25 protein-coding genes are annotated in these 25,015 nt (G+C 68.6%); 8 read left to right on the top strand and 17 right to left on the bottom strand.

The window, feature by feature from the left end; genetic code table 11:
* Nucleotides 1-9 precede the first annotated feature (9 nt).
* Nucleotides 10-1,257: a PucR family transcriptional regulator gene (locus FDK12_RS05570; RefSeq protein ID WP_137368617.1), complete on the bottom strand. Its 1,248-nt coding sequence runs from the start codon at nt 1,255-1,257 to the stop codon at nt 10-12.
* A 267-nt stretch (nt 1,258-1,524) separates the two neighbouring features.
* Between FDK12_RS05570 and ald the strand changes: the two genes are divergently transcribed.
* Nucleotides 1,525-2,640: an alanine dehydrogenase gene (ald, locus tag FDK12_RS05565; RefSeq protein WP_137368616.1), complete on the top strand. Its 1,116-nt coding sequence runs from the start codon at nt 1,525-1,527 to the stop codon at nt 2,638-2,640.
* 11 nt (nt 2,641-2,651) lie between these two features.
* Here the strand turns inward: ald and FDK12_RS05560 are convergent, their stop codons facing one another.
* From FDK12_RS05560 to FDK12_RS15025, 4 genes are all read right to left on the bottom strand, one after another.
* The gene (locus tag FDK12_RS05560) at nt 2,652-3,737 is read right to left on the bottom strand and encodes a Gfo/Idh/MocA family oxidoreductase (protein WP_189636267.1); all 1,086 of its coding nucleotides are present in this window, start codon (nt 3,735-3,737) and stop codon (nt 2,652-2,654) included.
* A gap of 233 nt (nt 3,738-3,970) precedes the next feature.
* A complete protein-coding gene (locus FDK12_RS05555) occupies nt 3,971-4,162 on the bottom strand; it encodes a hypothetical protein (RefSeq protein WP_137368614.1) in 192 nt (63 codons plus the stop codon).
* Between the two features lie 41 nt (nt 4,163-4,203).
* Nucleotides 4,204-5,178, bottom strand: coding sequence for a lantibiotic dehydratase C-terminal domain-containing protein (locus FDK12_RS05550; protein ID WP_137368613.1), 975 nt, complete (start codon nt 5,176-5,178; stop codon nt 4,204-4,206).
* Between the two features lie 86 nt (nt 5,179-5,264).
* Nucleotides 5,265-5,405, bottom strand: a complete 141-nt coding sequence (locus FDK12_RS15025) for a hypothetical protein (protein ID WP_181036303.1) — start codon at nt 5,403-5,405, stop codon at nt 5,265-5,267.
* Between the two features lie 374 nt (nt 5,406-5,779).
* On the opposite strand from FDK12_RS15025, the gene FDK12_RS05545 reads away from it, so the two are divergent.
* The 3 genes from FDK12_RS05545 to FDK12_RS05535 all read left to right on the top strand — a co-directional run bounded on the left by FDK12_RS05545 (nt 5,780) and on the right by FDK12_RS05535 (nt 8,398).
* Nucleotides 5,780-6,748, top strand: a complete 969-nt coding sequence (locus FDK12_RS05545) for a helix-turn-helix transcriptional regulator (protein WP_137368612.1) — start codon at nt 5,780-5,782, stop codon at nt 6,746-6,748.
* Nucleotides 6,749-6,829: 81 nt separating this feature from the next.
* On the top strand, nt 6,830-8,125 hold the full coding sequence (locus FDK12_RS05540) for a PLP-dependent aminotransferase family protein (RefSeq protein WP_137368611.1): 1,296 nt from the start codon (nt 6,830-6,832) through the stop codon (nt 8,123-8,125).
* Between the two features lie 57 nt (nt 8,126-8,182).
* Nucleotides 8,183-8,398, top strand: a complete 216-nt coding sequence (locus FDK12_RS05535; protein ID WP_137368610.1) for an AsnC family protein — start codon at nt 8,183-8,185, stop codon at nt 8,396-8,398.
* 25 nt (nt 8,399-8,423) lie between these two features.
* Here FDK12_RS05535 and FDK12_RS05530 read toward each other — a convergent pair whose 3' ends face one another.
* The 7 genes from FDK12_RS05530 to FDK12_RS05500 form a co-directional block, all read right to left on the bottom strand.
* On the bottom strand, nt 8,424-8,648 hold the full coding sequence (locus tag FDK12_RS05530) for a hypothetical protein (protein ID WP_137368609.1): 225 nt from the start codon (nt 8,646-8,648) through the stop codon (nt 8,424-8,426).
* A 9-nt stretch (nt 8,649-8,657) separates the two neighbouring features.
* On the bottom strand, nt 8,658-10,292 hold the full coding sequence (locus FDK12_RS05525) for a dihydrolipoamide acetyltransferase family protein (protein WP_137368812.1): 1,635 nt from the start codon (nt 10,290-10,292) through the stop codon (nt 8,658-8,660).
* Nucleotides 10,293-10,301: 9 nt separating this feature from the next.
* Nucleotides 10,302-11,276, bottom strand: a complete 975-nt coding sequence (locus FDK12_RS05520) for an alpha-ketoacid dehydrogenase subunit beta (protein WP_137368608.1) — start codon at nt 11,274-11,276, stop codon at nt 10,302-10,304.
* Nucleotides 11,276-12,493: a pyruvate dehydrogenase (acetyl-transferring) E1 component subunit alpha gene (pdhA, locus tag FDK12_RS05515; protein ID WP_189636266.1), complete on the bottom strand. Its 1,218-nt coding sequence runs from the start codon at nt 12,491-12,493 to the stop codon at nt 11,276-11,278. Before pdhA ends, FDK12_RS05520 begins: the two co-directional genes overlap by 1 nt.
* A 138-nt stretch (nt 12,494-12,631) precedes the next feature.
* Nucleotides 12,632-13,780 carry a histidinol-phosphate transaminase gene (locus tag FDK12_RS05510; protein ID WP_137368607.1) on the bottom strand — a complete coding sequence of 383 codons (1,149 nt, stop codon included), beginning with the start codon at nt 13,778-13,780 and terminating at the stop codon, nt 12,632-12,634.
* Nucleotides 13,777-15,066, bottom strand: a complete 1,290-nt coding sequence (locus FDK12_RS05505; protein WP_137368606.1) for a hypothetical protein — start codon at nt 15,064-15,066, stop codon at nt 13,777-13,779. The genes FDK12_RS05510 and FDK12_RS05505 overlap by 4 nt, the downstream gene beginning before the upstream one ends.
* Complete coding sequence (locus FDK12_RS05500) at nt 15,063-15,365, bottom strand: hypothetical protein (RefSeq protein ID WP_137368605.1); 303 nt, start codon at nt 15,363-15,365, stop codon at nt 15,063-15,065. Before FDK12_RS05500 ends, FDK12_RS05505 begins: the two co-directional genes overlap by 4 nt.
* Nucleotides 15,366-15,488: 123 nt before the next feature.
* On the opposite strand from FDK12_RS05500, the gene purB reads away from it, so the two are divergent.
* The 3 genes from purB to FDK12_RS05485 all read left to right on the top strand — a co-directional run bounded on the left by purB (nt 15,489) and on the right by FDK12_RS05485 (nt 19,379).
* The gene (gene purB / locus FDK12_RS05495; protein WP_137368604.1) at nt 15,489-16,919 is read left to right on the top strand and encodes an adenylosuccinate lyase; all 1,431 of its coding nucleotides are present in this window, start codon (nt 15,489-15,491) and stop codon (nt 16,917-16,919) included.
* A gap of 70 nt (nt 16,920-16,989) precedes the next feature.
* The gene (locus FDK12_RS05490; protein ID WP_137368603.1) at nt 16,990-17,865 is read left to right on the top strand and encodes an endonuclease/exonuclease/phosphatase family protein; all 876 of its coding nucleotides are present in this window, start codon (nt 16,990-16,992) and stop codon (nt 17,863-17,865) included.
* A gap of 71 nt (nt 17,866-17,936) precedes the next feature.
* Nucleotides 17,937-19,379 (top strand): lipase maturation factor family protein, encoded by a 1,443-nt coding sequence (locus FDK12_RS05485; protein ID WP_137368602.1) that lies wholly within the window; start codon nt 17,937-17,939, stop codon nt 19,377-19,379.
* Here the strand turns inward: FDK12_RS05485 and FDK12_RS05480 are convergent.
* From FDK12_RS05480 to FDK12_RS05460, 5 genes are all read right to left on the bottom strand, one after another.
* Nucleotides 19,356-19,919 (bottom strand): 2'-5' RNA ligase family protein, encoded by a 564-nt coding sequence (locus tag FDK12_RS05480; protein ID WP_137368601.1) that lies wholly within the window; start codon nt 19,917-19,919, stop codon nt 19,356-19,358. The two genes, FDK12_RS05485 and FDK12_RS05480, sit on opposite strands and share 24 nt — an antisense overlap.
* Nucleotides 19,909-20,409: a hypothetical protein gene (locus tag FDK12_RS05475; RefSeq protein ID WP_137368600.1), complete on the bottom strand. Its 501-nt coding sequence runs from the start codon at nt 20,407-20,409 to the stop codon at nt 19,909-19,911. The genes FDK12_RS05480 and FDK12_RS05475 overlap by 11 nt, the downstream gene beginning before the upstream one ends.
* 5 nt (nt 20,410-20,414) lie before the next feature.
* Nucleotides 20,415-20,666: a hypothetical protein gene (locus FDK12_RS05470; RefSeq protein ID WP_137368599.1), complete on the bottom strand. Its 252-nt coding sequence runs from the start codon at nt 20,664-20,666 to the stop codon at nt 20,415-20,417.
* A 129-nt stretch (nt 20,667-20,795) separates the two neighbouring features.
* On the bottom strand, nt 20,796-21,779 hold the full coding sequence (locus FDK12_RS05465) for an aldo/keto reductase (protein ID WP_137368598.1): 984 nt from the start codon (nt 21,777-21,779) through the stop codon (nt 20,796-20,798).
* Nucleotides 21,780-21,787: 8 nt separating this feature from the next.
* Nucleotides 21,788-23,395: a cryptochrome/photolyase family protein gene (locus FDK12_RS05460; RefSeq protein WP_137368597.1), complete on the bottom strand. Its 1,608-nt coding sequence runs from the start codon at nt 23,393-23,395 to the stop codon at nt 21,788-21,790.
* A 134-nt stretch (nt 23,396-23,529) separates the two neighbouring features.
* Here FDK12_RS05460 and FDK12_RS05455 point away from each other — a divergent pair, with 134 nt between their 5' ends.
* Nucleotides 23,530-25,014, top strand: coding sequence for an FAD-dependent oxidoreductase (locus tag FDK12_RS05455; RefSeq protein WP_137368596.1), 1,485 nt, complete (start codon nt 23,530-23,532; stop codon nt 25,012-25,014).
* Nucleotide 25,015 lies beyond the last annotated feature (1 nt).

Here is a 25,015-nt window from a genome sequence, read left to right as displayed (position 1 = left end):
GGCATCGGGCTACGTCTGCTCGAAGCGCGGACGTCGTCGCCAGCGGTTGGCCTTGAGGGCCAGGTGGAGCTCCAGCCGCACCGATCCGGCGAGAGGATCGACTCCGATGATCGACCGGACCCGGGCAAGCCGGTTGTACACGCTGCTGCGGTGGAGGTGGAGTTGCGCGGCTACGTCCTGGACGGAACCGTTCTTGTCGTAGAGCAGTTCGAGGACGGGCAGGAGCTCATCGACGCGCTCCGCTTCGCTCAACTCGCCGAAGTGCACGCTGCCATGCCTCGGCGCCTGCCAGCCCAGGGCGCCGAGGAACTGGTAGACCCCGATCCCCGCATATGCGGTGACCTCGCCCAGACCCGGGTCGACGACGGCGGCCTGCACTGCATGCTGCGCCTGCACGAAGGCCGTCGCCAGATCGCGGACATCGGGCGCGGGTTCGCTCAGCCCGACGACGAGACGGCCTGCCGCACGACCCGCGCGCTTGGCGATCTGGGCGCCGTACCGGTCGAGCACCTCCTGCAGCGCGCTGCGCCCGATCCCCGGAGCGCACAGCAGGACGGAGAAGGCCGAGGCGCCCGCGCTGAACAGGACCGGCACGACGCCGACGGTCGCCTGGAGCGCGACGGTCCGGTGCAGGAGGGCTGCCTCGTGTGGATCCTCGGCGTCACTCGTCGCGTCCGGCCGTGCCTGCCCGCCCCCATCCGACACCTCATGCACGACGGCGACCCGCCATGGTCCGTGTGCTCCGAAATCACGCCAGCCTCGCAGCTCCTCCACGGCGGGCGCTGCTCCCCGGCAGGCCGCAAGGAACGCGGCTTCCCGCTGCGTCCGGCGCTCGGACGACGCCGAGTCCGTCTCGAGGAGGAGTTCGGCAAGGCGATCGATCGACGGGCGGACCGCTGCCAGGGAGGCGAGGATGCCGGCCGCCGGGTCCTCCCCCGAGCGCTGCTGCACCCACAGGTAGCCCACGCGGAAGCCGCGCACGAGCAGCGGCACGCAGATCCGGCCCAGCATGCCCAGTTCCTCGTTCGCCGGCACGGCGACGGCGCGGACGGCCTGGGCGATCCCGTGGCGCAACTGCCACTCGTTGACGTCCGGGGGCACCTTCTTGCTGAGCAGGAAGTTCACCCGGACACGGTCTGCAGATGTCTGGTGGCTGCTGTAGGCGAGGAGTACGCCGTCGGGGTCCTCCAGCGAGAGGCCGCGACCGACCGCCTGCGCGATCGACTCGACGACGTCTTCGATGACCTGGTTCTGCACACCCCAACAGTAGATGGGCCGATCCCTTCAGGCCGACACTTGACGCTGCTGAACTCGACACTTGTCGATAGCGGCATGTGACGACGCCTGCTAGTGGCGCAGCTCACACCCCTCGTCAACCGCTGAAACATCAGGGGTCGGGCAGGCGGGCGGTCCCGAAGGAGATGCCGCCCCCTCGACGGCCGCGCAGAAAATCCTCCCCGTGCCCGAAGGCCGTCCCTATTCTGGAGCTATCCCCGTCCGCCCGATCGCACCCTGGAGAACCCAATGATCATCGGCGTCCCCAAAGAAGTGAAGAACAACGAGTACCGCGTCGCCATCACGGCCTCCGGTGTCCACGAATTCCGGGCGCATGGACACGCCGTGCTCGTCGAGCGAGGCGCGGGCGTGGGTTCGAGCATCACCGATGCCGAATACGAGGCAGCCGGCGCGGAACTCGTCGACGCGGCCGACGACGTCTGGGCCCGCGCCGACATGGTGTTGAAGGTGAAGGAACCCATCGCTGCCGAGTACCACCGCTTCCGCAGCGGTTTGATCCTCTTCACCTATCTGCACCTCGCGGCGGAACCCGAACTGACCCGGGCGCTGCTCGACGCCGGCGTCATCGCGATCGCCTATGAGACCGTGCAGGACGGGCGCGCCCTGCCCCTGCTCGCGCCGATGTCCGAGGTGGCCGGCAGACTCTCGGTCCAGGTCGGCGCCCAGGTGATGACAGCCCCGGCGGGCGGGCCCGGGCTGCTGCTCGGCGGCGTCGCCGGCGTCCGTCCGGCCAAGGTGGTGGTCCTCGGAGCCGGTGTCGCGGGCACCAACGCGACGGCGATGGCCGTCGGGACAGGCGCGGAGGTCACCATCCTCGACATCAACATCGCGCGGCTTCGCGAGCTCGATGCCCTGTATGCCGGACGCATCAAGACCGTCGCGTCCAACGCGCTGGAGATCGAGAAATCCGTCCTCGAGGCCGATCTGGTCATCGGGTCCGTCCTCATTCCGGGAGCACGGGCACCGAAGCTCGTCACCAATGCCCTCGTGGCGCGGATGAAGCCCGGGAGCGTCCTCGTCGACATCGCCGTCGACCAGGGCGGCTGCTTCGAGGATTCACACGTGACCACCCATGAGGACCCCACCTTCACCGTGCACGGCTCGCTGTTCTACTGCGTGGGAAACATGCCGGGCGCTGTCCCGAACACGTCGACCTACGCGCTGACCAACGTGACGCTCCGCTATGCCCTCGCCCTCGCCGACAGGGGCGTCCGCGGCGCTTTCGAGGCCGATGCCGCCCTCGCCCACGGGCTCAACGTTGCCGCGGGCGCGGTCGCCCACCACTCGGTCTCCGAGGCACACGGGCTGGAGCTCGCGGAGGACTGGTCCGCGCTCGTCGACTGAACGCGGCCGGCCTACGTCGGCGGCAGGACCGGAAAGGACGCGTGCACCTGCTCGATGATGCGCACGGCGGCGAGGGCGTCCTCCGCCGGAACCGGGACCGGCCCTGTACTGTCGATCGCCGAGGCGAGGCCGGCGTAGAAGGACGTGTACGCGCCGGGTCCGATGAGAATCGGCTCCGTGTCGCCGTCGCGCCCCAGCAGCCCACGCGGGCCCTCCCGCTCCGAGCGCGAGTTCGCCGTCGCTGGGATCTCGGAGGGCGCCACTCCCGCTGCCAGCAGCGCTTCCTGGGGGTCCGTCCCGTCGATCGTCAGGCCGGCGGCGTCGCCGGTGACCCGGAACCGGGGCCGGGCCTGCGGAACGAGGGTCCCGGCGTGGAGGTGACTGGTCACTCCCGCCGCATGCTGGAGCACCAGGAACACGTTGTCATCCGCGACGGCACCGCGGCGGTCGCGGCGTAGTTCCGCGAACACGGCAGTGGCTGGACCGAACAGGGCAAGGGCCTGGTCGATGAGGTGCGGACCGAGATCGTAGAGGACTCCCCCGCCATCGCCCGGCCCCGCCTCCCGCTTCCACTGCTTCGTGATGGTCGGTTTCCACGAATCCATCGCGGACTCGAACACTCGGACCCGGCCCAGCTGCCCCGAGCCGATCATGGAGCGCACGGCGAGGAAGTCGCCGTCCCACCGCCTGTTGTGGAACGGGACGAGGAGCCGCTGAGCGGCGCGCGCCTCCCTCATCCGGCGCTCGCCCTCGCCGGAGCGCACGACCAGGGGCTTGTCGACCACGTGCAGTCCCCTGCTGAGTGCGGCGCTCGCCAGGTCTGCGTGCGTCGCGTTGGGAGTGGCGATCACGGCCAGCTCCACATCGGGGACGGCCTGCAGTGCTTCATCGAGTCCCGGGACGACGACGGCATCCGGGTACGCGGCGCGCGCCGCGTCCTGGCGCTCGAGGCTGCCGGTCACGACGGAGGCGAGGTCGAAGCGCGGATCGTGGTGGAGCAGCGGGGCGTGGAAGACTCGGCCCCCGTGGCCGAACCCGATCAGCACGGTCCTCACCGGCCTGGCGGGAGTGGCGGGCGTCCTGTCGCGGACGATCAAAGCCGCGACCTCTCGACACCGGGAGTTGCCTGCCCTGGCTTCCGCACCGCGCACCACCTCACGACCACGTGGCCGGACTGCCAGCGATTGCCCCACAGTGTACAAGCCGACCGTTCGAGCACCCCGATCCCGTCCGGGAGAGGCGAGAGATCCCGTCCGGGAGACGACGCGAGAGGCACGGGGGTCGTCGCGCCCTCCGTCACCCCGTCAGTCCGATCAGTGCCAGAGGGTGATCAGTGCCAGAGGCTGTCGGCCCAGGCGGCGTCCCGCAGGTAGTCGCGCGCCGGGCCGATCTCCCACAACTGGCCCTGCGACTCGAGCACGCCGTCGTTCTGCATGGACTCGACGGCCTCGGACGAGCAGCCGAGCGCCCTGGAGAGGTCGGCATCATCGACGGCTAGCACGATGGTGTTCCTGGCGTTCATGGTGCGGTCCTTTGCTTGGGGTGCACTTACGGGTCGCGGGCCTACCGAGGGTTCCGGGTTCCGCTGACGAGGACTGCCTGCGGGCGCCAGCTCCGTGCATACAGTCCCAGCGCCGCCTCCTCACGAGCCACGAACCCGAGGCGATTGAGCGTCATGTGGGCTTGGTAGACGGTGAGGTGCTGTGCGCTGCGGCTGACGCGTACCTTGTCCGCCCGATACAGGTAGGTGTCGAGTGCGCGGAACCAGCGACGTCGCCAGTTCTGTACCGCCGATTCCGAGGCCGTTGCAGCCATGAGGGCGTGGAACCCGGTCGATTTGGACGCTACCTGTACGGCCATCGCCTCACGGACTGCGGATGCACGGGGACCGACGTCTGCGGTGCAGGTGCGCAGGTGGCTCTCCCAGTAATAGTCCCAGGAGAGCCGGCGCCGATCGGGCCATCCGGCGGAGCGGGGACCGCGCATCATGCTCTGCGCGGCGTCAAACAGGACGAGCGCCCCGAGCGCCGAGCGGCTCTGCATGCGCGGGAATCGCTGATTGGCCCAGATGGCCAGCTCGGAGCTGAGTTCGAAGACTTCCTCCGCGAGGTGCAGGCCCTCCACCCCGCCGTACTTCACGAGGTTCGCTTCGAGCTGGGGATCGGCCATCTCCTGGCCGCCGGAGTAGTACGTGTTGTTCGCGGGTGCGGTGAATTGCTGGCGGATTGCCAGGAGGGGCAGGGTCTGCGTGCTGCGCACCTGCAGGGCCCGCTGGAACGAGCGCAGTCTCTCGAGCACCCGCGGATGGGCGTGAATGCTGAGCCTGACCTGACTCACCACTCCCGTCGACGCGTCCGCGCACCGTGTGAAGTACCATCGCTTCGCGCCGAGTGCCTGTGCCTGCGCCACCAGCGGGGTAACCAGCTCTTCAATGATGCCGTCCGCTACATCGAAGCCACCCGTGGAGAAGGAGAGGTGCCACCAGCGAGTGCTGACGACCGCCCGTGAGGCGGTTCGGACGGCTGTCAGTTGACTCATGGCTCTCTCCTTCAGGGTTTGTGGTTACCCCCGCTGGGGCGGGCTCTGGGCGGGACCACCGGGGCTCTCGGCCGGTGGTCTCCTGTTTACTTCGGCCAGTCCCAGCTGCTCGCTGTCGGCTGACCCTTGGGCCAGTCCCAGCTTGCTGCGCCGACGGACTGTCCTGCCGGCAGAACAGCTCCCACCACGATCAGCAGGCCTGCAGTTGCGCCGAATACTTTCTTCATGGCGATCCTTTCCTTGCCCGGCGTCCGGGAGGTCGAGCTGTTCCGCACTGCTGATCCGCAGCGCCCGTGTCCGGGAAAGCCCTTTCGAGGTTCCCGCTGAACCGGCTTCACCAGAATGTCGGGCACCAGCAGGTAGTGTCCAGCAGTAGGGCTGGCCGTTTGCGGACATGGCGTCAAAAGGACGCCGTCGTACGGCCTGCGCGGGAGAATAGCCCCGTCGTGGCCCGGAATCGGGCCTGTTTCGGGGAGATCCGGTGCTTCCGTCGTCGACGGATTGCATGCCCTGCGGTTCTGTCATTAACTGGACATGTCATGTTTTTCATCGTCGTGCAAGCGATCCGCAGCTGAACCAGCGGACGGGACAAGGACTGCTCATGCTGGATGCGGTGTCGCTCGAGGTCTACCGGTACGCGGTCGGGCACCCGGGCTGGACCCGCGCGGAGGCCTCGGACGCACTCGGTCTGACCCTGCGGCGCATCGACGAGGCCATCGGCGCGTTGTCCGACCGCCGCCTGCTGAGCCCCCAGGCCGGCAGTCAGGACGGCCTGATCGCCGTTTCGCCCGACGTCGCCCTCGCCGACCTGGTGGACGCGGACGAGCGCGCCGTTCAGGACCTCAAGGCGCGGATCAGCAGCCAGCGGCGCGAACTGTCCAGCCTCCTTCCCACGTTCCTCGAAGCGCGCAAGAGCGTCCTCGCCAGCACCTCCGTGGAGACACTCGAGGACCCCCACCTCATCCACCGTGTGCTGATCGATTACGGGCGGGACGTGACGGAGAGGGTCTACATAGCGCAGCCCGGGCAGGGCTCCACGGCGGACGTCCACGAGGAGAGCGTCCGGAAGGACCTCCAGCTGCTGGAGAACGGCGTGCGGCGGCGGACGCTCTACGACACGAGCACGCGCGACCACGTCCCGACGCGCAAGGCAGTGGAAGCGATTGCGGCAGGCGGCGGAGAGTTCGGGGTGCTGCCCTTCATTCCGCTGCGCATGCTCATCTTCGACGAGAAGCTCGCACTGGTCGGGCGCCAGCTGACGCGCGACGACAAGGCCGCCCTCGTGATCCGCGACCACAGCCTGATCAACATCTTCACGCACCTCTTCGACATCGCCTGGGAGATCAGCGAGTCGTTCCTCGCACCCGATCGGGTCGAATCCCCCCTGAGCAGCCTGCAACGATCGATCATCCAGGGCCTGGCCAACGGGCTGTCCGACGAGTCGATCGCCCGGCGCCTCGATATCAACGTGAGGACCTGTCGCCGCCACATCGCCTGGATGTTGGAGACGCTGCGTGCTGACAGCCGCTTCCAGGCGGCGCTGAAGGCCCGGGAGGCCGGCTGGGTCTAGGCGTACCGACCGCGCTCCCTCGGGAAGCACCGAAGGGCAACACCTGTTGCCTGTTGGTCAACCCCCGCCTAGACTCTGGGCGTGACGTCCTCCAGCGAAGCCTCCGCCGATTTCCTGCCCGCCGAGACCGAAGCCGCCCTCGAACGAGCAGTCGATTCCGCCAACCGACACGACGCGCTGTTCTCGCTGCGCGCAGCCAACATCAAGCAATCCGCCGTCCGCGACGTCTTCGACATCTCGATCCGTCCCGGGCTGGTCTCCCTGGCCGGCGGCAGCCCCTATCTGAAGTCCCTCCCGCTCGAGGACCTCGGGCGCACTGCGCAGAAGATCATTGCCGAGCATGGCCTCGAAGCCCTGCAGTACGGTGGCGGCCAGGGCATGGAGGAGCTCCGCCGCCTCGTCTGCGACGTCATGGCGGCCGAGGGCATCGAGGGCGCCAGCCCCGACGACATCGTCATCACCACGGGCTCGCAATCGGCCCAGGACGTCGCAGCCAAGGTGTTCTGCAATCCGGGCGACGTGATCCTGTGTGAGGACCCGACCTACGTCGGGGCCCTGAACACCTTCGAGGCCTATGAGGTTGACGTCGTCACCGTCCCGATGGACGACGACGGACTGATCCCTGAGGAACTCGAGCGGATCATCGGCGAGCTCGAGGCCCAGGGCCGCTCCATCAAGCTGCTCTACACGATCCCCAGCTTCAACAACCCGAGCGGCATCACGCTCACCGCCGACCGCCGCCAGCGCGTCGTCGACATCTGCCGTGACCACACCATCCTCGTCCTCGAGGACAACCCGTACGGCATGCTGCGCTTCGACGGTGAACCACTCAAGCCCATGAGGGCGGACAACCCGGACGACGTGATCTACCTCGGCTCCTTCTCGAAGATCTTCGCCCCGGGCGTGCGGCTCGGCTGGGCGCTGGTGCCCAAACACCTCTACCGTCGGTTCTACCTCGCATGCGAGGCCGTTGTGCTGTGCCCGTCGCCGCTCACGCAGATGCTCGTGACCGCGTACCTGACGGAGTACGACTGGCGCGGACACCTGCACGCCATGCGCAGCCTCTACCGGGAGCGCTGCAACGCGATGCTCGGCGCCCTCGCGGAGGAGCTCCCCGACGGGGTGCACTGGACCACCCCGGACGGCGGGTTCTTCGTGTGGGTCACGCTGCCCGAGGGCATCGACACCTACCCCCTGCTGTACAAGGCGATCGACGCCGGCGTCGTGTTCATCCCCGGCGCCGCCTTCACGCCGTCCGATGATCCGTCGAACAAGCTGCGCCTGGCCTTCAGCGCGGTAGCACCCGAGGATATCGTCGAGGGAGTGCAGCGTCTCGCACCGATCCTGCGCACGGCGATCGAGGAGAACCGGGCGTAGCCCGAGGACCGGCGTCCAGCTCTTGTCCCACCTCTGCTCGTCAACTACAGTTGACGAATGGAGGTGGGACGATTGAAGACACTCGTAGGATCCATGGACGGTAAGGGGCCCGCGGAATCATTGCAGCTGGTCGCCGAGCTCCATCGGGAGGTCGGACGCACGGAGGCGGCCCTCGTTCGCAGCGCCCGCCAGGCAGGGCTCTCGTGGGAGGCCATTGCCCAGTGCCTCGGTGTGACGAAGCAGGCAGTCCACCGAAAGTACGGCAAGCAGTAGCCCGGACCCACCCGCACCCTGATCGTCAGCGCGGTGGCCGCTTCTGCTGGTGCATCGTCACCGCTATCGAGATGAGTGCGGCCACGATCACCAGGAGGGACAGGCGCGCAATCGTGCCCAGCCCGGGGAAAGCGAGCTGCAGGACGCTCGACGCGATGAAGCCGATCACCACCACGAGCAGGAGCCTGCCCAGGGGATAGCGCGGACGCGGTCTGTGCTCGGCCCTCCCGCCGGGTGGCTGGCGATCCATGCCCTCAGCCTAGTCGAGCAGCAGGGCGGGCTCCTCGAGGATGGACGCGACGTCGGCCATAAACCGCGCGCTCAGGTCGCCGTCCACGACCCGGTGGTCGAAGGATCCGCCCAGCGTGGTGATCCAGCGGGGAATGACCTCGCCGTCGAGCACCCAGGGCTTCTGCTTGATGGTGCCGAACGCCACGATCGCGACCTCTCCCGGGTTGATGATCGGAGTGCCGGTGTCGATGCCGAGGGCGCCGATGTTGGTGATGGTCAGCGTGCCGCCCTGCATCTGTGCCGGCTGGGTCTTGCCCGCCCGCGCCGTGGTCGCGAGGTCGTTCAGCGCCAGCGCCAGTTCCTTCAGCGAGAGGTTCTGCGCGTCCTTGATGTTCGGCACCATGAGGCCGCGTGGAGTGGCCGCTGCGATACCGAGGTTCATGAAGTGCTTCACGAGGATCTCGTCGTCGGTCCAGGTAGCGTTGACGGAGGGATTGCGTGCCGCCGCCCAGATGACCGCCTTCGCCAGGATGAGCAGCGGCGATACCTTGACGCCCTCGAAATCGCGGGAAGCCTTGAGCCGCTTGACGAACTCCATGGTGCGGGACGCGTCGACGTCCACGAAGATGCTCACGTGCGGCGCCGTGAAGGCGCTCTGCACCATGGCTTTCGCCGTGGCCTTGCGGACGCCCTTCACGGGGATCCGCTCGATGCGGTCTCCACCGAGGAGCTTGCGATCGGCCCAGAAGGAATCAGCGCCGTCCTGCTCGGCGTCGCGCTGGGACTGGTAGCTCATGAGGTCCTGCTTGGTGACCTCACCGGCGGACCCGGTTGCCGGAACGTCGGCGAGGTTGATGCCGAGGTCGCGCGCTGCCTTGCGCACCGGAGGCTTCGCCAGGACGCGGTTGATCAGCTGGTTCAGCGGGCTGGTCCGGGCCGGACCTTCCGGGGCCTCCGCGGGTGCGTGCGCCTGTGCAGGCGCTGGCGCGTGCCCCGCCCGCTGGCGGGACGCTGCGGTCAGGGAACCTGCATGGTCCGGGGCGCCGGTGACGGTCGCGCCCGGATGCACACCGTTCGTGCTCGGGGACCCACCCGCGCGAGCGTCCGGACCTGGGACAGCCCTCCGCGGGCGGCGCTTGACGGCGTCAGCCTTCGGTCCCGTGCCGACGAGCGGACCGGGTGTGCCTTCGGGAGCGGCCGCGCCGGGCGCGGCAGCACCGACGGCGTCCTCGCCCCGGGGCCCGGCGAGTTCCCCGGGCATCTCGGGAACCGGCACCGGCGCGTCGTCACTTCCATTCGAAGGGTCAGGTTCGACCGCCGGACTGCTGGCGCCTCGCGCCGGCGTGGAGGAACGGGGGCTTCCGCCGTCAGGATTCGCCCCAGCACCCGCGCCGTCGTCCCCGCTTCCAGCAGCGCTCGCGAGCGCATCCTCCACGGAGATGATCGGCGTGCCGACCTCGATGGTCTCTCCCTCGGCCACGAGCAGCTCGGACACGGTTCCGGCGTAGGGCGAGGACAGCTCGACGAGGGACTTGGCGGTCTCGATCTCGCAGATGATGTCGTTGACCGAGACCGTTGCCCCGGGTGCGACCCTCCACTGCACGATCTCGGCCTCCGTGAGGCCCTCACCGACATCCGGCAGATTGAACGTATTGAGCGTCATCATGGTCCTTCAGTATGCGAAGGCACGGTCGAGTGCCTCGAGGATGCGGTCGATGTCCGGCAGGTACTGCTCCTCCACCCGCGCCACCGGGTACGGCATGTGGAATCCGCCCACGCGCATGACGGGAGCTTCGAGCGACAGGAACGCACGCTCGGAGATCCGGGCAGCGATCTCACCGCCGATGCCACCGAATGTCGGAGCCTCGTGCGCGACGACCAGCCGGCCGGTACGGGTCACGGACTCGGTGACGGTGTCGAAATCGATCGGCGAGATGGAGCGAAGGTCGATGACCTCGACGCTGCGGCCGTCCTCCTCCGCTGCGGTCGCAGCTGCCAGGGCGACGGGTACCAGCGGCCCGTAGGCAACGATGGTCGCGTCCGTTCCCCGACGCAGGATCTGGGCGGAGAAGGGGTCACCCGCGGGAGCGGACGTATCCACCTCGCCCTTGAGCCAGTAGCGGCGCTTGGGCTCGAACACGATCACCGGGTCCTCGCACGTCACCGCCTGCTGGATCATCCAGTAGGCGTCCTGGGCATTCGAGGGTGTGATGATCCTGAGGCCGGCCGTGTGCGCGAAGAGCGCCTCCGGTGACTCCGAGTGGTGCTCGACGCTACCGATACCGCCGCCGTACGGGATACGGATGACGACCGGAGCGCTCAGCATGCCGTCGCTCCGCGTGCGGAGCTTCGCGAGCTGCGTGGTGATCTGGTTGAAACCGGGGAAGACGAAACCGTCGAACTGTATCTCGCAGATGGGACGGTATCCGCGGAGCGCCAATCCGATGGCGGTTCCGATGATGCCCGACTCCGCGAGCGGGGAGTCGACCACCCGCACGGCCCCGAAGTCGCGCTTCAAACCGTCGGTCACGCGGTACACGCCCCCGAGCTCACCGATGTCCTCGCCCATCAGCAGGGTCTTCGGATCGTTCGTCAGGGATGCGCGCAGTCCCTCGTTGATCGCCCGCGCAATAGTCATCGTCGCCATCAGGCGTGCTTCCCTTCTTCGGCGAAACCGGCCTCGTACTGCTCGAAGAAGCGCAATTCCTCCTGCACGAGCGGGTGCGGCTCCGCGTACACGGTGGCGAAGCGCTCGGCGAGCTCCGGGGCGGTCATCGACAGCACTGCCTCGCGCAGCTCGGATGCCATGGCGCGGGCTTCGGCGGCGAGTTCTTCGAAGAAGGCGTCGTCGGCCATGCCTGCTGACCGGAGGTGGGTCTCCAGACGCACCAGGGGATCCCGCGGCTGCCACTCCTGCTCGTCGCGGGACAACCGGTACTTCGTCGGATCGTCCGCGGTGGTGTGGGCGCTCATGCGGTAGGTGTAGGCCTCGATCAGGACGGGCCCCCTGCCCGATCGGGCGTGCTCCAGCGCCCAGCGCGTCACGGCCTCGACGGCGACGACGTCGTTCCCATCGACCCGCACGCCGGGGAAGCCGTAGCCCTCCGCCCGCTGGGCCAGGGGCACCCTGGTCTGGACACTCGAGGGGACGGAGATGGCCCACTGGTTGTTCTGGCAGAAGAACACGACAGGGGCGTTGAACGACGCCGCGAACACCATCGACTCGTGGATGTCACCCTCGGAGCTCGCTCCATCGCCGAAATAGGCGATGGACGCCGCCGGCGGCAGGGACGGGTCGGCCAGCTGGTCCCTCTGCAGGCCCATCGCGTAGCCGACGGCGTGGAGGGACTGCGCCGCGAGGACCAGCGTGTAGAGGTGGAAGTTCCGCTCCCGCGGATCCCACCCTCCGTTGGTGACGCCCCTGAACAGGCGGAGGATCTGCGACAGTTCGACACCGCGGGTCAGCGCTACGCCGTGTTCCCGGTAGGTCGGGAAGGCATAATCCTGGGGCTGCAGGGCCCGTCCGGAGCCGATCTGTGCCGCCTCCTGACCCGTGAGGGGCACCCAGAGCGCAAGCTGGCCCTGGCGTTGCAGCGCCGTCGACTCCTGGTCGAAGCGACGGATGAGGAACATGTCGTGGTACAGCGAGCGCAGGTGGTCTGCGTCCTGTACAAGGTAGGGCCCGAGATCGACCGTGGTCCCGGCGATCTCCGCGGCCAGCCGGCTCGCCATGGTTCCGTCGGCGGCCAGGACCTGCAGCATGTCGAGGTCAGGCTCCGTGCGGCTGCCCTCCTCCGCTGCGTGCGCGGCGCGCAGAACCTCCTCGACCTCGAACTCTGCTGCCGGCAAACGGCTGCTGTTCATTCCTGCTCCTCACCCGACGCTGTACATTCCGCTCGAGGAATGTATGCTGGAAGTCATACACCGGTGAACATATGTTCCGGCGACATACTGGTCAAGACTAGTCAGCGCGCGCGTGCAGGCCTATTTAAGACTCCTTGCTCACAGAGCCGGGCGATGCGCATAGCCCCGGCACAGCTCGAGGAAACGCGTATTCGCGGCCTCTTCACCGATGGACACGCGCACTCCCTCCGCGCCGAAGGCCCTCACGGACAGGGCCTCCTCAGCGGCCTTGGCGGCGAAGTCCTGCGTATGCTCCCCGAGGGACAGCCAGACGAAGTTCCCCTCGGCCTCGGGGATCGCCCAGCCCAGCTCGCGCAGGCCCCCGACGACACGGATGCGCTCGTCCACGATCGACTGGACCCGCGCTTCGACCTCGTCGATATGCCGCAGCGAAGTGACAGCGGCATGCTCGGCGACCTGCGATACGGCGAACGGGACGGCGCTCACCCTCAGGTGCTCGGTGAGCGGTTGCTGCGACACGGAGTACCCCACGCGGAGCCCCGCCAGTCCGTGGGCCTTCGAGAACGTCCGCAGCACGATGACGTTCGGGTACGTCCGGTAGAGCTCGATACCGTCGACGGCGTCGGCGCGCCGCACGAACTCCTGGTATGCCTCGTCGATGACGACCACGACGTTCGCCGGCGCCCTCGCGAGGAACTCCACCACCTGCTCACGCGTGAGGATCGGCCCCGTCGGGTTGTTGGGAGTGCAGAGCAGGACGACACGCGTCCGGTCGGTGATGGCGGCCGCCATGGCGTCGAGGTCGTGTGTGCCATCCGCACGGACGGGCACCTGCACGCCGGCAGCACCGGCGAGCCCGACACTGATGGGATAGGCCTCGAAGGATCGCCAGGCGTAGACGACCTCGTCCGGAGCGTCGTAGTCGTTCTGGCCCGCGAAGGTGGCGAGGATCTGATTCAGTGCGCCGAGGCTCCCCGCGCCCGTGACGATGTCGCCGGCGGGAACGCCCAGGTACCCGGCCAGTTCCGTCCGGAGCGCCGTCGTCATCGGATCCGGGTAACGGTTGATGGAGGTCTCCGAGGCGATCGCCTCGAGCACGGCCGGAAGGGGCGGTAGCGGATTCTCGTTGGACGAGAGCTTGAAACTCTCGAGACCCTGCACGACGACGGGCGGCTTGCCCGCTGCGTAGCGTGGGAGTCTGCCGAGCACTCCGCGTGGACGAACGCCGGCGTCAGCGCGGGCAGCATCATCGGAAGGTGTGGCCGGGAGGTCATCGATCGACGTCATGGCAGTAGCCTAGACCCGCCCTGCTGCACCCCGCGCGTGCCCCTGGCTCCCGGACCCTCCGCCGGCTGCGGGTTCCGGACAGCGGTGAAGGAGTAGCGCCGGGCGGTACCGGACGCGCCTGCTGTCGCGAGGAGGGCTGCTGCGGGCGCAAGGGATGGTGCCTGGCTGTCGTCGATGAGCCTCGCCCCCTCCGCGTAGTTCTCCAGCTTGTGTGCCGGACCGAGGCCCCATGATTCGCGTGACCCGTCCTCCCTCGTCCCGATGACGGGAACCGGATGACCCAGCGTGACGGTGGTCCGGTTGCGCCCGTCGGCATTGTCCGTCGAATCCAGCTCGGGAACAGCGTCGGCATGGTGCTCCAGGTGGAGGTACTCGGCGGATCCGGATTCGTGCCACCCCGTGGGAGAACCTGCCGTCAGCACCACCCGGACGTCGTACCGTCCTCCCAGCCCTTCGGAGGTTGCGAGGTTGACGGCGTGCAGGCCGCCCTGGCTGTATCCCGCCATCACGAGGGGGTCTCCCTGCTCGGCCCCGGCCCTCCTGAGGGCCTCCAGCACGGCGCCCTCGGTGAAGCGGCTCTCGGCGGCGAGTGCCTCGGCGATCCCACCCGCGTCGAAGGGGTTGCTTCCAGCCGCCCCGTCGACCAGTCCCGACTGGGTGCCCGGGAGAACGACGACGTACACCGGTGCCGCGTCCGTCCCGGCGCGCAGCACCTCGAAGGTGCCCGGCTCCTCGGACTCGACCGCCGCCAGGCGTCCCACGACACCCGCGACCGTTCCGTCGAAAGGCACCACCGCGCCGGCTGATCGGTTCCGGAGCGCAATGGGCCCGACGTCGAGAACACCGCGTTCGATGGCTGCACGCGCCGCAGCACGGGCAGTGGCCCCGCTGGTGGCCCTGGCCGCCTCCGTCGCCGCGACGGCCGCGCCGTCCGCCGCCCGGTAGGCGCGCAGGCTTGCCCTGAGCCGGTTTCCGGTCGTCGCCAGGGTGCGGCCGCTGTCGAGCGCCGACGTCCACGCGGCGTCGAGGTCGGCGCGCGCGGCCTGGTACAGCGGCCCCGCGACTCCTCCTGTCGGCTGCAGGTGCATGATCCGCCAGGGGAACTCGCCGAGATCGTGGTCGAGGTACCCGAGGGCGACGGCGACGTCCCCCGTGTCGGCCGCCAGAACCGCAAGCACCGTGGCGGCCTCCTCCAGTTCCTCCCACTGGAACCGGATGCCGCCGACACCGCCGCGGACGACCAGGAGACCGTCGTCGCCCGCCACCGGATGCAGCCGGTCCGTCACAGGCCGGCCTGACGCTGCATCTCGGCGTCCTGGATCAGTCGCCCGTAGTCGGCGAGCTGCCGGGCCGCGGACTCCAGCAGGTCGGCGGTCCGGGACACTTCGGCGCATCGCTCGGACAGGTAGGACCTGAAATTCGCTCCGGCCGGGGAGTCCCAGGGAAGCAGGGTGACCGACAGCGCGTGCCGGTGGATGTCCTCGAGCCGACGAGCGTGCCGTTGAAGGGCAGCGACCATCGCTGCGACGTCCGAACTCGCAGGGGGCCACACCGGCCCGGCATCGGCTTCCATCCGGCTGTCCATCAGCCTTCCCCTCTCCTGGCCATGCTGCAACGCTAGGAGTGCGTGTGGTGCGGCCCGGGCGGGCCGACACCTATGTGGACAGCGGCGTGAGATGTCCGACCCGGCTCATGAAATGATGGGGCAATGGCTGACTCCGCACTCCCCCGGGTTGAATTCGCTGCACTGTCCCGAGGGGAGGGAACGTCGCTGACCCTCGGTCCCCTCGACGGCCGATACCGCGAGGCGGTAGCCCCCCTCATCGATTTCCTCTCCGAGGCCGCCCTCAACCGGGACCGCGTGCACGTCGAGGTCGAATGGCTGCTCCACCTGACCCGGCGGGCCGTCCTCCCCGGGACGGAGCCCCTGACCGAGGAGCAGGAGGCCGCCCTCCGCTCCATCGTCGCGACGTTCGACGCGGATTCGGTGGCGGAACTGGGCGAGATCGAGGCCGTCACGGTCCATGACGTCAAAGCCGTGGAGTACTACATCGGACGGCGCCTCGAGGGCATAGGCATCGACCACCTCAAGCCCCTCGTCCACTTCGGGTGCACCTCCGAGGACATCAACAACCTCTCCTACGCCCTCGGCATCAAGGGCGCCGTCCTGGACATCTGGCTCCCCGCGGCACGGGACCTCGTAGCGTCCGTCGCGGACCTGGCACGGACCTCCCGGGACACCCCGATGCTGTCGCGCACCCACGGGCAGCCGGCCACTCCCACGACCCTCGGCAAGGAGTTGGCCGTCGTCGCGCACCGGCTGAACCGGCAGCTCGACCGCATCTCGGCCACCGAATTCCTCGGCAAGATCAACGGCGCCACCGGAACGTACGCGGCCCACTACGCCTCCGCACCCCAGGCCGACTGGCAGGACATCTCCCGCTCCTTCGTGGAGGGCCTCGGCCTGACCTGGAATCCACTGACGACGCAGATCGAGTCACACGACTGGCAGGCGGAGCTGTACTCCGACGTCGCGCGGTTCAACCGGATCCTCCACAACTTCTGCACCGACGTGTGGAGCTACATCTCCATCGGCTACTTCGCGCAGATCCCGGTGGCAGGGGCGACAGGCTCCTCCACCATGCCCCACAAGGTCAACCCGATCCGCTTCGAGAACGCGGAGGCCAACCTGGAGATCTCCTCCGCGCTGCTGGACGTCCTGGCGGCCACCCTCGTGACCTCCCGCTGGCAGCGCGACCTCACGGACTCGTCGAGCCAGCGCAACATCGGCGTCGCCCTCGGCCATTCCCTGCTGGCCATCTCGAACGTCGCCAAGGGCCTGGCCCGCCTCGACGTCGCGGCCGAGGTGCTGGCGGCGGACCTCGACGGCAACTGGGAGGTCCTCGGCGAAGCCGTGCAGATGGTCATGCGGGCCGAGGCCATTGCCGGCGTGCCCGGCCTCGACGACCCCTACGAGCGCCTGAAGGACCTCACGCGCGGCCACCGGGTCGACGCCGACCGCATGCGCGAGTTCGTCAGCAGCCTCGGGCTCAGTGCCGAGGCCGAGCAGCGGCTTCTCGCCCTGACCCCGGCACGCTACACGGGCATCGCATCGCGCCTCGTGGACCACCTGGGCTGACCTGCGCCCACAGCGCGGGGCGGCAGCGCCGAGCAGCCGCCCCGAACCACCTGCAGCACCGGAAGGCGTCATGCCACGAACGTCAGCAGCACCTCCCCTCATCAGGACCAGTTCGACGCTCCTGCACGTCATGAGCTTCAACATCAGGTACGACCGCCCGGCCTCGCGACCCGGCGACGTCGACTACTGGCCGGACCGCATCGCGCCCCTGCAGGCCCTCCTGCGCCGCGAGGTGCCATCCATCCTCGGCGTGCAGGAAGCCCTGCATCACCAGTTGGCGGCCATCGAGGTGGCCCTGCCTCCTGGATACCGGATGATCGGCGCCGGCAGGGAGGGCGGCAGCCGCGGCGAGTACTCGCCGATCTTCTACGACGCCGGCCGCCTTCAGCTCCTCGAATGGGATCAGTTCTGGCTCTCGGACACGCCGAAGCTGATCGGCTCCTCCACGTGGGGCAACGGCGTGACGCGCATCGTCACCTGGGGCCGGTTCCGCGACACCGCGACCGATCGCGAGATGCTGTTGGCCAACACGCACTTCGACCACGAGTCCGACGTCGCACGAGCCCGCAGCGCCGCGGCCGTGCTCGATCTCGTGCGGTTCTTCAGTCCCCGCCTGCCCGCGATCGTAATGGGCGACTTCAATTCGGAAGCGGGATCATCCCCGGCCTATCGGAGCTTCGTCACGTCCGGAGTCCTCGGCGACGCCTGGGTTCTCGCCGACGAGCACCTCACCCCGGGCTTCGGGACCTTCCCGCGCTACGGGCGTCCCGTGGAGGGGGGACGCCGGATCGACTGGATCCTGACGACCCCGGACGTTCTGGTCCGGCAAGCTGCGGTGAACACGTCCACGCTCGACGGCAGGTACGCGAGTGATCACGTGCCTGTGCAGGCCCTCGTCGACATTGCGTCGCGGCCGGCCGTCCTGCATCCGGTCGGGGGCCGCTAGCACGACGCACGCAGGCGTGGCTCTCCGGCGGTTCCTTGACGCCGGCTCCACGGCGACACGACGCTGGACCGATGGAGTGGTTGACCGGTGTCCTGACTGCCGAGGAGTACGAGGTGGGCCGGCAGATCCTGCAGCGGGGGGTCGCGGCCGTCTACCTGGTCGCTTTCCTGTCGGCAGTCGCGCAGTTCCCTGCGCTCCTGGGCGAGAAGGGACTGACGCCCGTCCCGGTGTTCCTCGAACGTGCGGGCAGGCGAGCCGGACCGTCGCTCTTCCACAGGCACTACTCCAATCGTCTCTTGCTCATCGTCGCCTGGTCGGGCGCCCTCATCGCGGCGCTGCTCGTGCTCGGGCTCCCGCAGGCCGGACCGCCGTGGGTGCCGCTCGTGGCGTTCCTCGCCATCTTCTGGCTCTACACGTCGATCGTGAACGTGGGCCAGTCGTTCTACGGGTTCGGTTGGGAGAGCCTCCTCCTCGAGGCGGGATTCATCGTCGCGTTCCTCGGGTCCAACGAGGTCGCTCCGCCGTTCCTCGTCCTGTTGATGATCCGCTGGCTCGTCTTCCGACTCGAATTCGGCGCGGGCATGATCAAGATGCGGGGTGACCGGTCCTGGCGCGACCTCACGGCGCTGTACTACCACCACGAGACCCAGCCCATGCCGAACCCGGCAAGCCGCTTCTTCCACCTCCTGCCGAAGCCCCTGCACCGACTGGAGGTTGCGGGGAACCACGTCACGCAGCTCGTCGTGCCGTTCCTGCTGTTCGCCCCGCAGCCTGTCGCGGGCTTCGCCGCACTCGTCATGATCGTCACGCAGGGCTGGCTGGTGCTCTCCGGCAACTTCGCCTGGCTCAATACGCTGACCATCGTCCTGGCCTTCGGCGCCGTTCCCGACTCGTTCTACGCAGCGGTGTTCCCAGCCCTCGACGCCTCCGGCGCCTACCAGCCGACCCCGCTGTACTTCACCATCGTCGTCGTCCTCGCCATGCTGCTCCTGGCCTACCTGAGCTGGCCGTCACTCGTGAACCTGTTCGCCCGTCACCAGCTGATGAACGCGAGCTTCAATCGCTGGCACCTGGGCAACGCCTATGGCGCGTTCGGAAGCGTGACGAAGGTGCGATACGAGGTGATCGTGGAAGGAACGCTCGACGACGTCGGACCGGGTGCGCGCTGGCACGAGTACGAGTTCAAGGGGAAGCCCGGCGACCCGGCGCGCATGCCACGGCAGTTCGCGCCGTACCACCTGCGGCTGGACTGGATGATGTGGTTCCTCGCCCTCGGCTCCGAGGGCGGCTGGTTCACGCCGTTCCTGGTCAAGCTCCTGCAGGCTGATCCCCTGATCCTGAAGCTGCTGCGCGTCGATCCCTTCGACGGCGCCCGCCCGCGGTACGTCCGTGCGCGGATCTTCCTCTACCGGTTCACGACCCGGCAGGAGAAGCGCGAGACGGGGCTGTGGTGGATCCGCGAACCGCAGGGGGTGCTGGTGCATCCGGCGTCACTGCGCGCCGACGCCTCCTGAGCCCGGCCACTCCACCCCGCCACCGCCGAGCAGGATGAGCCGCTTCTCCCGCGCGTCCCAGCGCCTCACGATGCCTGCGGCCAGTCGTTCTGGCGGCCGATTCCGCAGGATGCCGAGCGCTGCGGCCAATTCGTCGGCGGTGAGTCCATGGGCGAGCGTGATGTGCGGCGTCCACGCTCCCCGGACCGTCGTAGGCACCGCGTCCGGCACGCCCTCGAGCGCAAACCAGAGGCGCCGATGCAGGTTCAGCAGGGGCGTGTCGGCCACCACCTGCCGGGCGAGCACGAACTTCCGCCTCGTCGGGAAGACGAGGAAGCCCGCGGTCACCGGCTCCAGCGGACCGCCCTCCGCGGCAGCGGCGAGGCCGGCGTCGTACCGGTCGTCGATCCTCGCGGCAGCGGCCATGGTGATGTGCGGAGCGTTGCTCGAGGAGTGATGGCGCGACTGGTTGGGCACGCCCTCGGCTTCCAGCGCCGCCCAGTCCTCGAGGATGAAGAGGTCGGACGCCGGATCCAGCAGGAGTTCGACGCTATCGGCCATGCCGGCTGCCCTCGCCTGCTCGGTCGGATGCCGGCGGACCGGATCGGGCTCGCAGTCCTCCCCACCCCACGGTCGGTGCCGGCGGAAACGGCGTGGACGGCGGGAACGAGGGAGATCGACCCTGCTCGAGCGCACGGCGGGCGACGTCGAGCAAGGGCGCCAGCGTGGCCGGAGATCCGAGGCGGATGTGCGGCGAGCCCGTGACCAATCGCTGAGCCAAGGAGGATTTCACCCGGCCGAGGCTCACCAGCAGACCGCGGGGCCCGATGACCGAGACGGTCATGCCGCGCACCGCCAGTTCCCGGGCGAGGACGCGGGCCTGATCGAGGGTAGGCAGCACCCCGCGGTAGGACGCCGGGTTGTCGACGAAGACATCGATGACCGTTCCTGCGGCACGGACGGTTCCGCGCAACCCTGCTCCCGGCCCTGCTCCGGCATCCGGCTCGCGCAGCGAGAACTGGAGGTCGATGTCGAGCCGGAGAGAATGCATGGACGTCAGCGGGTCGGGGAGTCGGGCCCACTGGCCGTGTCGTTCGTGCTGATGCGCAACGTGCCGTTGAGCCTCCAGGTGGCGCGGGGAGCGTCCGGCCCGACATCCCGCGGCACCTCCACCGTCATGTCCTGGAGCGTGTAGTCGATCGAAGCGCCCCTGGTGGTCAGGTAGGACCAGACCTCGTCCGCCAGATCGACCCAGCTCCCCCGGGGGCTGGAGTCGTCGGCAACAACGCGCCGGGTGTCGTCGGTCATGTCGATCCCTCCGTCGTGCGCTGCCTGCATGCCATCCCGTCGGACGTACGGGCCCGACAGAGCCAACCCTAGCCGCCATGGAACGGCGCGGGAACCCGCCCGAGGCACGGGCGGGTTCCCCTCAGGACGTCACCACTTCGGGTGGACGGTGGCCCTGAAATGACGGTCGTAGATCGCAGTGACGGCGGAACTGATCTCGGAGCCCAGCGCCACATGATCTGCTGCCGCTGCGTTCGATCGCGCCTGCTCCGGGTTCCTCGCACCCGGGATGACGGTGGTGACGCCGTCCTGCGCGATGATCCACGCGAGCGCGGCCTGGGCGGTGCTCACGCCCTCGGGCACGAGCTCGGCGAACTCGCGGGCCGCCTGCAACCCCGTCTCGTAGTCGACACCGGAGAACGTCTCGCCGACATCGAATGCAGCGCCGTTCCGGTTGTAGTTCCGGTGGTCGTTCTCGGCGAATGCGGTGTCCTTGGTGTACTTGCCGGACAGCAGGCCCGACGCCAGCGGAACGCGGGCGATGATCCCCACGCCTGCGGCCTTCGCCGCCGGCAGGACCTCGTCGAGCGGCTTGAGGCGGAAGGCGTTCAGGATGATCTGCACGCTCGCGGTATTTCCCCGAGCGATCGCGGCCAGTGCCTCGTCGGCCCGCTCCACGCTGACGCCGTAGTTCCTGATGACGCCGTCGCTCACCAGTGTGTCGAGGGCGTCGTACACCTCGTCGGAACTGTAGACGGCGGTCGGTGGGCAATGCAGCTGCACGAGGTCCAGGGCATCCACGCCGAGATTCTTCCGTGAGCGGTCGATCCACTGCCGGAAGTTCGCCAGGCTGTAGTTCTCGGGCGCCTGGTCGACCCGGCGGCCCATCTTGGTGCCCACGAGGATGTCGAGGTCGGGGTTGTCGGCGAGGAAGGACCCGATCGTGGTCTCGCTGCGCCCGTCGCCGTACACGTCCGCGGTGTCGAAGAAGGTGACACCCGCTTCGACGGCCGCGTCGAGGACTGCGACGGCGTCCTTGTCCGCGACCTCGCCCCAGTCCGCGCCGAGCTGCCAGGTGCCGAGACCGACGACGGAGACGGGACGGCCGGTTCTTCCAAGGGTTCTCTGTTCCATACTTCCGACTATAAGCCGGGCAGGGTCGGCTGCGGCATCGGCGCCGTCACGGCCGACTCATTCGTCCCGGACGGCTGATCCTCCAGCGGCGCCCGCTGCTCGAGGGAGGTCCGTCCAGCTGCCATCGGGGTACGCCCGGCCGCCGTCGAACCGGTGCGAGGAATCCACCGCGAGGCCTCCTGCCGCAGCTCCGAGCGACGCTGGGCGTCCATCCGGTCGAAGAGCACCACGCTCATACGGGACCTCGGGTTGCGCGCGAAGAGCTCCCGGTGGTCGCCGATGAACTCCCAGTAGAGCGCATCCCAGCTGAAGCGCCAGGGACCGTCCTTGAAGTCACTCATCTTCTTGATGTAGTTGCTGCCGCTCACGTACGGCTTCGTGGTGATCATGGTCCCGGCCGCGTACTGGCTCAGGGCGTAGACATTCGGCACCATCACCCAGTCATAGGCGTCGATGAACATCTCCATGAACCACTCGTAGACGGAGTCGGGCCTCGCCCGCACGAGCAGTGCGGCATTGCCGAGCACCATGAGGCGTTCGATGTGGTGCGCGTACGCCGTGTCGAGGATGCGCGTCACGACGGAGTCCACGGGCTCGAGCCCGGTCTCGCCGGTCCACCACCCGCCGGCCAGGTCGGCCGTCAGATGGAGCGTATTGCCCGTGCGCATCTCGCGCCCCCGGAGCACGTAGGACGCGCGCATGTACTCGCGCCACCCGATGACCTGCCGGATGAACCCCTCCACGCTCGCGATGGGGGTGTCATGGCGCTCAGCGAAGTCGAGGGCGAGCTCCACGACGACGGCCGGGCTCAGAAGCCCCGTGTTCATGCTCGAGCTCAGGGCGGAGTGGAAAAGGTAGGTCCGGCCCTCTGCGATCGCGTCCTCATAGGGCCCGAAGAGCTCGAACCGCTCCGTGAGGAACGCTTCGAGCGCGTCGAACGCCTGCCGGTGGGTCACGGGCCAGTTGAAGGACTCGGCGTTGCCGGGATTGTCCGGGAAGGCGGACTGAACCCAGGCGATCGCGTCCTCCACCTCGGGTGACCGCTCGAAGGTCGGCAGATCCGGCAGCTCGATCTTCTTCGGCAGCTTCTTGCGGTTGTCGGCGTCGAAGCTCCATTTCCCGCCGACGGGCGAGCCGCCCGGCTCGACCAGGATCCCGAGCCGCTTGCGCTGCCACTCGTAGAAGGTCTGCATGCGCCAGTTCGACGACGAGAAGTAGGTGTCGACGACGCTCCGAGGTGTCAGGAACTGCGGCGTCTCGAGGACGCGCGCCTCCGCACCGGCATCGGCGATCGTGCGGGTGAGCCGCCGGTGGAGCCAGTCGTCGACGACGTCGTAGAAGCTCACGACGGTTGCGCCGCGGTCCCCGAGCACGTCACGCAGGCGGTCCTGGCTCGTGTGCTCCGCCGACGTCTCCACATAGTCCACGTGATGGCCCGCATCCGAGACCCGCTGCGCGAAGACGGCCATGGCCGCGCGGTGGAGAACGAGCTTCTGCTGGTGGAACCGGAGGCTGCGGAACAGGAGATCATCCTCGAGGAACACGAAGCGGGTCTCCGGTGGCGCGTCGAGGTGCTCTTCGAACAGCTGGTGCGGCAGGACGAGTTGGACGTGCACGAGGGGTGCCTTCCTGAGCGGGGACGACCGTCCGGCCACCCTAGCCCCCGCCACCGACACGCGACCCGCCGCTTGACTGTAAGCATGCTTAGTGGTTCCGTGGGGAGCACCGACCGGCTCGCGAAGGGACCACCATGAGATCGCTCTGGCTCGCCACTGCTCCGCCCATACCGTCCGACACCCTGCAGGGACGGGATTTCGACTCCGTCGTCGTGGGCGCAGGGCTCACAGGCCTGACGACGGCGCTCCTGCTGGCGCGGGCCGGCCATCGCGTGGCAGTTCTCGAGTCGCGGACGACGGGAGCGGTGACCACGGGAAACACGACCGCGAAGCTCTCGCTCCTGCAGGGCACGAGCATCTCGACGATCCTCAAGCACCACGACGCCGACCTGGCGCGGGCCTACGTGACCGGCAACCGTGAAGGGCAGAGCTGGCTGCTCCGCTTCTGCGACGACCACGGCATCGGCTACGAGACCAGGGATGCCGTCAACTACGCCACCACCGACACGGGTGCCCGCACCCTCACTGCCGAACACGAGGCCTGCACCGAGGCCGGGCTCGACACGGAGCTCGGCAGCGCGGCAACCCTCCCCTTCCCCGTCCGGAAGACGCTGCGCCTGAAGAACCAGGCGCAGTTCCACCCCCTCGAGGTCCTTGCCGGGCTGGCTTCCGAGTTGCGTCGCCACGGCGGCACCCTGATCGAGGGCGTCCGGGTCGAGGGCGTCGCCAAGACCGGGGCCGACGGCGTCGAGTTGAGGACGAGCGCGGGCGCGGTGACGGCGTCGAACGTCGTGCTCGCCACCGGTATCCCCATCCTCGACCGGGGCGGATACTTCGCCGTCCTGCAGCCGATGCGCTCCTACTGTGTCGCGCTGACGGTGGACGACGACGTCCCCGAGGACATGTACCTCAGCGTGGACTCCCCCACCCGGTCACTGCGCACCGCATTCGTTGATGGTACGAAGTACCTGATCGTGGGCGGCAACGGCCACAAGGTCGGGCACAGCTCGAACACCCAGGCGAAGGTGGACGACCTCACGCGCTGGGCGCAGGAATACTTCCCGACGGCGCGGCCCGCCTACGCGTGGTCTGCCCAGGACTACACCCCGGCCGCCGCTGTGCCCTACGTGGGCAAGGTGCCCGCGGGCGGAGGCCACCTATACGCGGCAACCGGCTACAACAAGTGGGGCATGACCAACGCCGTCGCGGCCTCCCTTGCCCTCGCGGGCGAGATCCTCGGCGGGAACATGCCGTGGGCCGATACCCTCTACCGCACCAAGGTCAGCGCCACCGACGCGCTGCAGACGGCGCAGGCGAATGCCGTCGTCGGGATGGACCTGGTGACCGGATGGATTTCGGGCCTTGCGAGAACGGGCGCTTCCGCACCCGCCGAGGGAGAGGGACACGTCGTCCGCGAGGGCGCCCGTCCGATCGGGATCTGCACGGTCGACGGCGTACAGCACCGCGTCTCTGCCGTCTGTCCGCATCTCCGCGGCATCCTGAACTGGAACGACGCCGAGCGCTCCTGGGACTGTCCGCTCCACGGGTCCCGCTTCACCGCCGACGGCAAGCTGCTCGAGGGCCCGTCGACGTCGGACCTGGCGGACACGCGCCGCTAGT

Source organism: Arthrobacter sp. NamB2 (genome assembly GCF_005281365.1).
In the GTDB taxonomy this organism is placed as follows: domain Bacteria; phylum Actinomycetota; class Actinomycetes; order Actinomycetales; family Micrococcaceae; genus Arthrobacter_D.
The sequence above is the reverse complement of the archived record's forward strand: the minus strand, read 5'-3'. Positions and strand labels throughout refer to the sequence as shown.

What these genes read in the sequence shown, in the direction of transcription:
- ald (WP_137368616.1), top strand. Translation starts at nt 1,525, where the DNA reads ATGATCATCGGCGTCCCCAAAGAAGTGAAGAACAACGAGTACCGCGTC.
- FDK12_RS05555 (WP_137368614.1), bottom strand. Translation starts at nt 4,162, where the DNA reads ATGAACGCCAGGAACACCATCGTGCTAGCCGTCGATGATGCCGACCTC.
- FDK12_RS05550 (WP_137368613.1), bottom strand. Translation starts at nt 5,178, where the DNA reads ATGAGTCAACTGACAGCCGTCCGAACCGCCTCACGGGCGGTCGTCAGC.
- FDK12_RS15025 (WP_181036303.1), bottom strand. Translation starts at nt 5,405, where the DNA reads ATGAAGAAAGTATTCGGCGCAACTGCAGGCCTGCTGATCGTGGTGGGA.
- FDK12_RS05545 (WP_137368612.1), top strand. Translation starts at nt 5,780, where the DNA reads ATGCTGGATGCGGTGTCGCTCGAGGTCTACCGGTACGCGGTCGGGCAC.
- FDK12_RS05535 (WP_137368610.1), top strand. Translation starts at nt 8,183, where the DNA reads ATGGAGGTGGGACGATTGAAGACACTCGTAGGATCCATGGACGGTAAG.
- FDK12_RS05530 (WP_137368609.1), bottom strand. Translation starts at nt 8,648, where the DNA reads ATGGATCGCCAGCCACCCGGCGGGAGGGCCGAGCACAGACCGCGTCCG.
- FDK12_RS05525 (WP_137368812.1), bottom strand. Translation starts at nt 10,292, where the DNA reads ATGACGCTCAATACGTTCAATCTGCCGGATGTCGGTGAGGGCCTCACG.
- FDK12_RS05520 (WP_137368608.1), bottom strand. Translation starts at nt 11,276, where the DNA reads ATGGCGACGATGACTATTGCGCGGGCGATCAACGAGGGACTGCGCGCA.
- pdhA (WP_189636266.1), bottom strand. Translation starts at nt 12,493, where the DNA reads ATGAACAGCAGCCGTTTGCCGGCAGCAGAGTTCGAGGTCGAGGAGGTT.
- FDK12_RS05510 (WP_137368607.1), bottom strand. Translation starts at nt 13,780, where the DNA reads ATGACGTCGATCGATGACCTCCCGGCCACACCTTCCGATGATGCTGCC.
- FDK12_RS05500 (WP_137368605.1), bottom strand. Translation starts at nt 15,365, where the DNA reads ATGGACAGCCGGATGGAAGCCGATGCCGGGCCGGTGTGGCCCCCTGCG.
- purB (WP_137368604.1), top strand. Translation starts at nt 15,489, where the DNA reads ATGGCTGACTCCGCACTCCCCCGGGTTGAATTCGCTGCACTGTCCCGA.
- FDK12_RS05490 (WP_137368603.1), top strand. Translation starts at nt 16,990, where the DNA reads ATGCCACGAACGTCAGCAGCACCTCCCCTCATCAGGACCAGTTCGACG.
- FDK12_RS05485 (WP_137368602.1), top strand. Translation starts at nt 17,937, where the DNA reads ATGGAGTGGTTGACCGGTGTCCTGACTGCCGAGGAGTACGAGGTGGGC.
- FDK12_RS05480 (WP_137368601.1), bottom strand. Translation starts at nt 19,919, where the DNA reads ATGGCCGATAGCGTCGAACTCCTGCTGGATCCGGCGTCCGACCTCTTC.
- FDK12_RS05475 (WP_137368600.1), bottom strand. Translation starts at nt 20,409, where the DNA reads ATGCATTCTCTCCGGCTCGACATCGACCTCCAGTTCTCGCTGCGCGAG.
- FDK12_RS05470 (WP_137368599.1), bottom strand. Translation starts at nt 20,666, where the DNA reads ATGACCGACGACACCCGGCGCGTTGTTGCCGACGACTCCAGCCCCCGG.
- FDK12_RS05465 (WP_137368598.1), bottom strand. Translation starts at nt 21,779, where the DNA reads ATGGAACAGAGAACCCTTGGAAGAACCGGCCGTCCCGTCTCCGTCGTC.
- FDK12_RS05455 (WP_137368596.1), top strand. Translation starts at nt 23,530, where the DNA reads ATGAGATCGCTCTGGCTCGCCACTGCTCCGCCCATACCGTCCGACACC.